We start from the raw sequence: 10130 nt of genomic DNA on the forward strand, positions 1-10130 counted from the left end.
ACGCCTACACGGCGAACTCGGCCTCGTCCCACCAGTCGAGTACGAACAGGCCCACGCCGGCCGCGCTACCGCCCCGACACCCGTCGAGGCGTGACAACCCGGTCTCCATCAAACCCGGGGCTTGACAGGCAGATTCCAGCGGAACAGCACGCTGCCCGGTCGCAGATCGTTCGAACGCCGGCGGGTGAGGTCACCGGGGGCATGAGTAGGCCCGAGCCGGTGGTGGCTGAGGGCTGGCGGGTGGGGCGGATACGACCGCCGGTGCGCAACGGTCGCGTTCCGACTGATCGGGGGTGGCCGCTGTTAGGTCCTAGGTAGCCGGCCGGTACGGGCCGGGGGTCAGGGCTGCGGCGCGGGTTGGTCGGAATCCGGCTCGTGCCAAAGGATGTGGTCGCCGATGTCACGTAGGACCACCAGTGCCGTGTGCAAGGGGTGGCTGCGTTCGCGCCAATACGGACCGAGCAGCTCTTCGACCCGCTTGATCCGGTAGTTGACGGTGTTGCGGGAGACGTGCAGGCGCTGGGCGGCCAGGTGGGGGCTGTTGCCGTGCTCGAGGTAGGCGAGCAGGGTGCGCCGCAGGTCTCGGGCTGGGGCGGTGTCGGCGGCGAGCGGACCGAGGTGTCGGCGCAGGAACGCGGCGGCCGCGGGCAAGTCGTCGGTGAGCAGAGCAGCGATCTCGACCTGGGCATACGAGGTGGCCCATCGATATTCTGGCTGGGCGGGCTTGTGGATGCGCTCGGCGGCCAGGGCCTCCTGGTGGGTCCGGCGGAACCCTGCCAAGCCGGCGCCGGGGCTGCCATAGGCCATCGCCACGTCGGGTCGGTCGGGCTTGTGCGCGCCGACCCGCAGGCGGTCGGGCAGGGAACGGCGGGATCCCCAGGCCCACAGGCGGGCGCGCCCGATGGGGACGACCAGGGTGTGGGTGCAGTCCCAGTACCGGAGGACCTCGAGGGCGGCACGTTGCAGTTCGGCTGTGTCGGCGTCGCTACGAACGGGGTCGAACCACAGCAGCAACCCGACGTGCGCGCGGGTGAGGTCGTAGTCGGGGATGGCTGATGGCACGTGGTCGTGACCCTCGATGAGGGCGCGGACGGCTTCTTCGCGGGCGGCCGCGGCGGAGGTCACCCAGCGGTCTCGTTCGATGACGAACTCGGCGGCCATGCTGCCGGCGAACTCATCGATGTAGTCGAACAACCGCTCGGACACCTGCTGCATGACCTCGACGCGTTCGTCATCGGGGACGAGCTGCTGGCAGGCGGCCATGTAGGCCCGGCCATGCCGGCGTGACCGAGGCGAACCCCGCGTAGCACTCGGTCCAGGGTGACCCCGCGGCGGACGAACTCTCGGTCGCCCACCAGCGCTTCCTCGGTGATGGCCGGCAAGGGGACCGTGGGGTTCACGATGCGCAGCAGTGAGCGCAGGGTGGCTGACTCGGTGCCCATCCGCAGGCTCAGGAAGGGTCCTGGTCCGCCGCTGAGCTCGGGGATCTCAGCGGTGATGCGGGTGGCCATGGCATGGCCGACCTCGACGGTCCACTCCACGGGGCCCGGGCCGAGAGCCGAGGTGGCGGCCTGGATCGTCGCCGGGCTGCTGGCCGGTGCCGGAACGGGTTCGGCGCCGACGGGCTGCAGGCGCAAGAGCCATTGCATCTGCGCCTCCGGGTGGTTTAGCTGTGGTGTCCAGGGACGTTGTACCGAGCTGAGGTGATCGGGGCCCGTCGACCCGAAGATGCTAGACACTCCGGGTGCCGTCCTGCAGATGCGTGCATGATCGCCTGCGGCCGCGCGAGAGGTGAACGAGACCTCCGCCGCGGCCGCAGGAGGCAGCGGGGGCGGGGCCGATCCGATGGAGGGGCCATGGAGATCCGCACGTTGCGCTACGCGGTCACGCTGGCCGACGAGCTCCACTTCGGCCGGGCGGCCCGCCGGCACTACATCTCGGCCCAGCCTTTCGGGCGGCACATTCAGCGACTGGAACGCGAAGTGGGCGCCCGCCTGTTCGATCGGACAAGTCGGCAGGTGCGGCTGACCGCAGCCGGGGAGAGCTTCGTTGTCCGGGCTCGCGCCGTGCTGGCGCAGGTTGACCAGTTGCGGTCGGTCGCCGCCGACGTCCGTCCGGTGGAACCGGGCCCGATCCGCATCGGCATCCTGGGCTTCGGCGCAGGAGACCGGTGGCGCGATCTCGCCGCGGCCGTCCGCGTCCAGGCACCCGGGTCGGTTCTGGAGCACCACGAGCTCACCTTCGCCGACCAGTACGACGCCGTACGACAGGGCCTCGTCGATGTCGCCGTCGTGCACCACGTAGGCGAGCTGGAGGGGCTCTTGTTCGAGCCCGTGCTGTCCACTCCCAGGGTCGCGGTGGTGCCCGCGGCGTCGCCGATGGCCGACGCCACCGTCCTCACGACCGAGGAACTCGTGGACTGCCGATGGTTGAACGTCGCCGCCCACGAACCGCTTCTTCGTTCATGGGCGGGACCAGCACTGGACCCCACAGCCCCGGCGGTACGCAGCCCCGCAGGAATCCCCGGCGCCGTGGCGACCACGGGGCGAATCTCCTTGCACGCGGCCGATGCGGCGCGCTACTACCCGCATCCCGACGTCCGGTTCATCCCGCTCATCGGGGCGGGCGTGAACATCGCCGTCGCCACCCGCAGCGACGACCATCGTTCGACTGTGGCGGCGTTCCGGCGAGCCGCGAAGCTGGTCCGCAAGTTGGACCTCGACGTGCCCATCGGCGACCGCAACCGATTCGACTGATGATCGGCCGCGTCGGCGGTGGTGGACTGCGACGTGACCCCGGCCACATGGACGGCGGCGATCACTGAGACCACCCGGAGCGAACGATCACCATGGCCAGTCAGCGCACCCTCATCCGGGGCGGGTACGTCTTGTCGATGGACCCGTCGATCGGCGAGATCCCGCACGGCGACGTCCTCGTCGAAGACGGTCTGATCGCGGCCGTCCAGCCCACGATCGGCGACATCGATGCAGAAATCATCGACGCGACCGGCCACATCGTCGCGCCCGGGTTGATCGACTCCCACCGCCACACGTGGCAGACCCAGATGCGGGCGCTGTGCACCGACTGGACCCTTGCCGACTACTTCTACGGCATCCGGCTGGCGGTCTCCCCGGCATACAGCGCCGCCGACGTCCACCTGGGCAACCTGCTGGGGGCGGCGGAGGCGCTCGAGTCCGGGGTCACGACGATCCTGGACTTCTCCCACTGCAACAACACCCCCGAGCACAGCGACGGTGCGGTGACCGGGCTCCGTGACGCCGGTATTCGCGCCGTCTTCGGCTACGGGTTCTTCGACAGCAGCCCCCAGGCGCCGGCCCACTTCACCGACCACAGAGCTCGGCTGGCTGACTTCCGGCGGATCGCCGGTAGCTGGTTCCCGTCCTCGTCCGGGCTGCTCACCCTGGGCGTGTCGCTCACCGAGCAGGCCACCGTCCCGCTCTCGGTCACCGCGGCCGAGGTGCATGCCGCTCGCGAGCACCAGGCGCTTCAGGTGACCCACACCGGCTGCGTCTGGGGCCTGCCCAACGGCATCCGCGAGATGGACGCGGCGGGGCTGCTCGGCCCGGACATGGTGCACGTGCACTGCAACACCTTGGACGACGAGGAGTGGGCGATGATCGCGCGCTCGGGCGGCAAGGTGTCCATCTCCGTCGAGACCGAGCTCAACATGGGCATGGGGCGCCCCGTGTTCGAGGCGTGCGAGCGCCATGGACTCGCACCGACTCTGTCGTGCGACATCATCTCGCTCAACAGCGGCGACCTGCTCAGCCAGATCCGCCAGGGCTTGGGCTTCAAGCGCTGGGCCGACACCGAGGCAACCAACCTCGCCGGTGACAACCCCATGAAGGTGACCACGACCGCCCTGGAAGCCCTGCGCTGGTCGACGGTCAACGCTGCCGAGGCGCTCGGCCTCGGGGACCGGATAGGAAGCCTCACCCCGGGCAAACAGGCGGACCTGATCGTCGTCGGCGGACCTGGCACGACTCAACATCCGCACATCGACCCGGCCGGGGCCTTGATCTTCCAGACGTCGCCCTCCGACGTGCGCACCGTCCTGGTCGCCGGCCAGACGGTGAAGAAGGACGGCGTCATGACCGGCGTCGACCTCCCCGCACTGCTCGAGCGGGCGGACACCTCCGCCGAGCAGATCCTCACCCGCGTCCGTTCGGTGGTCCCGGCTCTGCCCCCCACGCCGGACACCGGGTTCGGGATGTTCGCGGAGCTCGCCAAGACCAACTTGGTCTCGTGAGCGGACGCCCTGGCGAGGACCAGACCATCGGGCCCGAATCGGCCCGGCTGCGGGAGGTACGACCGGGTGTGCACGCCTGGGTGCAGCCCGACGGGTCCTGGTGGATCAACAACGCCGGCGCCGTGGCCGGAGACGACGGCGTCCTCCTCGTGGACACCTGCGCCACCGCCGAACGCACCCGCCGGTTCCTCACCGCTCTCGACAGCGCAACGGGTGGCGCCCCGTTCCGCCTGGCGGTCAACACCCACCAGCATGGCGACCACACCTACGGCAACAGCTTGCTGCCGGACGCAACAGTGCTGATCGGGCACGAGCGGATGCGCGAAGGATTGCGCACCGACGTCGTCATCGACGGCTGCCCGCCGTTCTGGACTCCGGTGCCCGACTGGGGACCGGTCCGGCGACGGCTGCCGGACGTGGCTGTGACAACCTCCACGACGGTGCACGTCGCAGGGCGCCCGGTGCAACTGCTGCATCCGGGCGGACCGGCGCACACCACCGGAGACCTGGTCGCCTGGCTGCCCGAGGAGAGGGTGCTCTTCGCCGGCGACCTCCTCTTCGCCGGGCTGACCCCGTTGGTCTTCATGGGCTCGGTCACCGGAGCACTCGCCGCGGTGGACTGGTTGGCGGACATGGAGCCCGAGGTCGTCGTCCCCGGGCACGGTCCGGTGCTCGAGGGTGCGCAGATCGACGTCGTGCTCGACGAGCACCGGCGTTACTACCGATTCGTGCTTGACCGAGCCGACGTGGGACTGGCCCGCGGACGTACCCCGTTGGAGGTCGCCCGGGACACCGACCTCGGGGAGTTCGCCGGCTGGGCGGACGCCGAGCGGTTCGTGCTCAACCTGCACCGCGTATACGCCGACCGGGAGGGCCGCGACCTGGACCCGGCCGCCGTCCTCCCGGACGCGGTGGCGTGGCTCGGTGGGCCAATGCCCACCGCCGTCTGAGGAACAGGAGACCCCGTGCGATTCATCACCTACGCCGAGGAGGGCGAGGACCGTGTCGGCGTCCTCGCTGACGACCAGGTGCACGCGCTGCCGGTCGGCGTCACGCTGCTGGACCTGCTGCGCGCCGAGAACGGACTGCAGGCAGCCGGAGAGCGAGCTCTTCAACGGACCAGCTCTGTGCGGGCGTACGCCGATCTGCGGCTGCGTGCGCCACTGCCCACCCCGCCCACCGTCCGTGACTTCATGACATTCGAGCAGCACCTCGAGGGCGCAGCGCGCCTGGCCGGACCCGACGCAACCATCCCCGATCGGTGGTACGAGGCGCCAGCGTTCTACTTCACCAATCCATACGCCATCCGAGGGCCGCACGACGACGTTCCCGTACCGCCCGGCAGTCAGCTCTTCGACCTCGAACTCGAGGTCGCGGCTGTCATCGGACGCACCGGGAGCGATGTGCGGCCGGAGGACGGGGAGTCCTACATCGCCGGCTACACGATCATGAATGACTGGTCAGCGCGGGACGTGCAGTTCGCCGAGATGGAGGTCCGTCTCGGCCCGGCCAAGGGCAAGGACACGGCAACCACCCTGGGTCCGGTGCTGGTCACCCCGGACGAGCTGGCGCCGTGGCGAGCAGGCACGGCCTATGACCTCGCGATGACCGTCGACATCAACGGTGAGCGGATCGGCGAGGACCGCTGGTCGTCGATGGCATTCTCCTACGGCGACATGGTCGCGTACGCCTCCCGCGGCACGGAGATCCGGCCCGGCGACGTCCTGGGCTCAGGCACCTGCGGTGCGGGGTGCTTGGCCGAGTTGTGGGGCCGGCACGGCCGGGATGTCCACCAGCCCCTCCAACCCGGAGACGTGGTCACCGTCGGCGTCGAACAGCTGGGCAGCCTCACCACCCGCATAGTCGCCGGCGTCGACCCAGTGCCCATTCCATCGGCGCGTCGGCGCAGCTGACCGCACTCTGGACACGACGAGGGAGCCATGACTACTCATCGAGCAGAAGCGGATTTTGCCTGGGCGCACCCCAGCGAGATCCCTCGCATGCAGCAGGACCCGGCCCGACCCGCACTTTCCGACGCGCACTGCACGCTCACCCACGGGGAGTTGGCCGACGAGGTCCGCCGCGTCGCGGGTGGTCTCGCCGCGCTCGGCGTCGGGCCCGGTGACGTCGTGGCCACCATGCTGCCCAACCGCGTCGAGCTCGCCACGGTCATGTTCGCCGCCTGGCACCTCCGTGCCGCGCTCACACCGATCAACCCGGCCCTCACCATTCACGAGGCAGCCCACCAGCTCGGGGATTCCGGCGCAGCGCTCGTTGTCGTGGACGACGCCAGCGCGGCGCTCCTCACCGGGCTCGGTGCGACCGACCTCCCCACGAGCCGCCCCGTCCGCAGGCTGCACGTCGACGAACTCGAGCGCAGCCATATGGCCCCGCCCGAGCACACGCCCCTCGACACCGACCTCGCCTTGCTCATCTACACCGGCGGCACGACGGGCCGGCCCAAGGGCGTGCTGCTCGACCACGCCAACGTGCACTCCATGGTGAAGATGCTCGTCCGGCACCTGCGGGTCACCGAGGCCGACCGCGCGCTCGTGGCGCTCCCCCTCTTCCACGTCAACGGGCTGGTGGTCAGCCTCCTGCTGCCGCTCGCTGTGGGCGGCTCCGCCGTGCTGCTCGAGCGCTTCAGCCTGACCACGTTCTGGGCCGAGGTGCAGCGGGTCAGGCCGACCTACTTCTCCCTCGTCCCGGCGATGTACCTGATGTTCAATGCCCTCCCGCCCGAGGTCCGCCCCGACACCAGCTCCCTCCGCTTCTGCATCTGCGGAGCTGCGCCCATGCCCCCGGATGCCCTGACCACGTTCGGCTCGAGATACGGGAGCCCGATAATCGAGGCCTATGGCTTGTCGGAGACCACCGTCGGGGTCGCCGTCAATCCCCTCGACGGGCCGATCAAGGCGGGAAGCGTCGGTCCGGCCTTGGAAGGCCTGGCGATCAGGACCGTCGACGCCGACGACCACTCGACCGCCTGTGGTGAGCCGGGGGAAGTCGTCGTGCGGGGCCCGAACGTGATGCGCGGCTACCTCGGCAAGCCTGAGGAAACGGCGCGGGCCATCCGGGCGGGATGGCTGCACACCGGCGACGTGGGCCACCTCGACGAGGACGGCTACCTGTTCCTGCGCGGGCGCACGAAGGACCTCATCATTCGCGGCGGCGAGAACCTCTACCCGGCCGAGATCGAGAACGCGATCATGGGCCACCCCGCCGTCGCCGAGGCAGCCGTCGTCGGTCGGCCCGATGCCGTCCTTGGCGAGGTCCCCGTAGCCTTCGTCTGCCTGGTGGAAGGTGCTGTCAGCACCGACGCCGAACTGCTGGAGCACCTACGGGAGAGACTGACCCGTACGAAGATCCCGACCGAGGTTCACATCGTCCACAACCTCCCGCGCACCCCGGTCGGCAAGGTCGCCACTCCTGAGTTGAGACGACGCGTGAGCTCCTGACTCAGACGGGCAGCGGGAGGGTCTCTCAGCCCAGCTGGTGTGGGTCAGGCCGTGGAAGGGGATGCCCCCGAGCTGGTCGGTGAAAGCCGCGTCCACGGTGTCCTCGCGCAGGATGCGGGTGCCGTCGAGCTCGCCCCCGCGCAGCAGGGCACGCTCGAAGCGGATGTAGTCCCGCGGTGTGGAGTACAGGCCGTGCCCGCCGGCGAACCACTCCGGCGACTGGTTCAGGATCTCGCCCGCCGAGGTCCAGCCGCCGTCCTCACCGGGCACGTGCACGGTGACCAGGTTCTCCTTCCGCGCGTCGTCGAGGATGAACATGGTGTCGGTCATCCCGAGAGGTCCGGTGATGCCCTCGGCGACCACCGTGTCCAGCGTCTGCCCGGCCACCTTCTCCACCACCCGGCCGAGCCAGTCGGTGTTGATGCCGTAGACGAACTCGGTGCCGGGGTCGGCCGTCAGCGGCGCCCTGAAGGCGTCCATGGTGCCGGGGACGACGTTCGGCGTGCCCGTGGCAGCTTCCCAGCGCACCAGGTCGGCGTTCCAGAACCAGTAACCCAGCCCGGTCGTGTGGGTGACCAGCTGGCGCACCGTGGCCTTGCTGGCCGGCGGACGGTACTGCGGCTCGTCGCCGTCGAAGCCGGTCAGCACCTGCAGGTCGGCGAACTCCGGGAGATAGTCGGCCACCGGCGCCCTGAGGTCGAGCTCGCCTCGCTCGACCTGCTGCAGGGCCGCGGCGGTGGCGACCATCTTGGTCATCGACATGATCCGGAACTGCGTCGCCGTGCCCACCGGGTCGTCGCTCTCCCCCGCGATCCGGACGCCCGCGCCGCCCTCGTAGAGCACCCCGTCGCGGTCGGCCACGATCGCCGCCACGTGGGGCACCTCGCCGGACTCCACCGCGCGGGAGAGCACACCGTCCATCCGCGCGCCGTCGATCCTCGATGCCATGCTGCCTCCCTCCACCGTGCGGGCACCGATGCCCGCGGTTCGGCAAGCATGACCGCCACCTGTGACCCAGGTAACCGACACGAGGTCGCAGACCATCGTCGACGGTCCCCCCACTGGCGGTCCGCCTTCGGGCGGTCTCTCGACGCGATCCCGGGGCCCGGAGGACCGGGTCTAGCTGTACTGCCCAGGGAGGTTGGTCAAGCGGGTGATGGGGGCTTGCTTGCCGATCGCGGTGTGGGGCCGGTGATGGTTGTACTCGTGCAGCCAGGCCGGCAGGGCCTTGCGGCGGGCTGACTCGCTGGTGAACATCCGCCGGTAGGCCCAGCCGTCGGCCAGGGTGCGGTGGAACCGTTCGATCTTCCCGTTGGTCTGGGGCCGGTAGGGGCGGGTCCGCTTGGGGGTGATGCCCAGTTCGGTGCAGGCATCGCGCCAGGCGTGGGAGCGGTAGGCCGACCCGTTGTCACTCAGGACGCGCTGGACGGTGACGCCGCGGGCGGCGAACCAGGCCACAGCTCGACGCAGGACGGCGATGGCGGTCGCGGCGGTCTCATCGTCGTGGGTCTCGGCGTAGGCGATCCGGGAGTGGTCGTCGATGACGGTGTGGACGAACGCGGTGCCCATCTTCGGGTTGTGGTGGGCGTTGCGGGGCTTGCCCGGTGTGGCCGCCCGGTTGCGCTTGCCCTGAACACGTCCGGTGTAGCGCCAGCCGCCGCCGTCGGGAATGTTGCCCAGCTTCTTGACGTCGACGTGGATCAGGGAGCCGGGGTGGTCGTGCTCGTAGCGGCGGATCGGCTCGCCGGTGGCGCGGTCGACGTGGGTGAGCCGGTTGAGCCGGCAGCGCTTGAGCACCGCGTGCACGGTCGAGGCCGGCATCCCCAGCACGCCAGCGATCGCGACTGGGCCCAGCCGCTTCTTCCACCGCAGGTGCACCACCTTGCGCACCACCGGCGCCGGCGTGCGCCGCGGGCATGAGTGCGGCCGCGAACTGCGGTCCTCCATCGCCGCCGGCCCGCCGATCAGGTAACGCTGCACCCACCGGTTGGCGGTGGGCCAGGGGACGTTGAACACCGCCGCGGCGTAGCTGATCGACCACCCGTCCTCCACCACCGCCCGAGCGAGCTTGAGTCGGTGGCGAGGGGTGAGAGCAGCGTTAGCGTGGGCCACGAGGATCTCCGGTGCGATGGGGATGGGTGCCTTCAGCGGCTCCACTCCACGCCCGGAGGTCCTCCCTCCACAAGATCCCTACTCAGATCCCGGGATCACACGCCCTCGACCAACCTCCCTGGGCAGTACAACTAGCTCGTCCTTTCCGATGGGCGGGCAGGTGTGTCAAGCCCCGGGTTTGATGGAGACCGGGTTGTCACGCCTCGACGGGTGTCGGGGCGGTAGCGCGGCCGGCGTGGGCCTGTTCGTACTCGACTGGTGGGACGAGGCCGAGTTCGCCGTGTAGGCGT

General features: G+C 70.0%; 8 protein-coding genes. 5 read left to right on the forward strand and 3 right to left on the reverse strand.

From position 1 onward, the window contains the following. Positions 1–339: 339 nt before the first annotated feature. Positions 340–1263, reverse strand: coding sequence for a PucR family transcriptional regulator (locus TEK04_RS20900; RefSeq protein ID WP_336406306.1), 924 nt, complete (start codon positions 1261–1263; stop codon positions 340–342). 593 nt (positions 1264–1856) lie between these two features. Between TEK04_RS20900 and TEK04_RS20905 the strand changes: the two genes are divergently transcribed. From TEK04_RS20905 to TEK04_RS20925, 5 genes are all read left to right on the forward strand, one after another. After that, positions 1857–2756, forward strand: a complete 900-nt coding sequence (locus tag TEK04_RS20905) for a LysR family transcriptional regulator (protein WP_336406307.1) — start codon at positions 1857–1859, stop codon at positions 2754–2756. Positions 2757–2848: 92 nt separating this feature from the next. Continuing rightward, complete coding sequence (locus tag TEK04_RS20910; RefSeq protein WP_336406308.1) at positions 2849–4270, forward strand: amidohydrolase family protein; 1422 nt, start codon at positions 2849–2851, stop codon at positions 4268–4270. Further along, positions 4267–5220 carry an MBL fold metallo-hydrolase gene (locus TEK04_RS20915; RefSeq protein WP_336406309.1) on the forward strand — a complete coding sequence of 318 codons (954 nt, stop codon included), beginning with the start codon at positions 4267–4269 and terminating at the stop codon, positions 5218–5220. Before TEK04_RS20910 ends, TEK04_RS20915 begins: the two co-directional genes overlap by 4 nt. 15 nt (positions 5221–5235) lie before the next feature. Next, on the forward strand, positions 5236–6183 hold the full coding sequence (locus tag TEK04_RS20920; RefSeq protein ID WP_336406310.1) for a fumarylacetoacetate hydrolase family protein: 948 nt from the start codon (positions 5236–5238) through the stop codon (positions 6181–6183). 87 nt (positions 6184–6270) lie between these two features. Continuing rightward, positions 6271–7728, forward strand: a complete 1458-nt coding sequence (locus TEK04_RS20925) for a class I adenylate-forming enzyme family protein (RefSeq protein WP_336406311.1) — start codon at positions 6271–6273, stop codon at positions 7726–7728. Here TEK04_RS20925 and TEK04_RS20930 read toward each other — a convergent pair. After that, on the reverse strand, positions 7609–8676 hold the full coding sequence (locus TEK04_RS20930) for a serine hydrolase domain-containing protein (RefSeq protein WP_336406312.1): 1068 nt from the start codon (positions 8674–8676) through the stop codon (positions 7609–7611). The two genes, TEK04_RS20925 and TEK04_RS20930, sit on opposite strands and share 120 nt — an antisense overlap. Positions 8677–8847: 171 nt before the next feature. Further along, a complete protein-coding gene (locus tag TEK04_RS20935) occupies positions 8848–9840 on the reverse strand; it encodes an IS481 family transposase (protein ID WP_336406313.1) in 993 nt (330 codons plus the stop codon). Between the last annotated feature and the right edge of the window lie 290 nt (positions 9841–10130).

Source organism: Klenkia sesuvii, assembly GCF_037083825.1.
Classification (GTDB): Bacteria; Actinomycetota; Actinomycetes; order Mycobacteriales; family Geodermatophilaceae; genus Klenkia; species Klenkia sesuvii.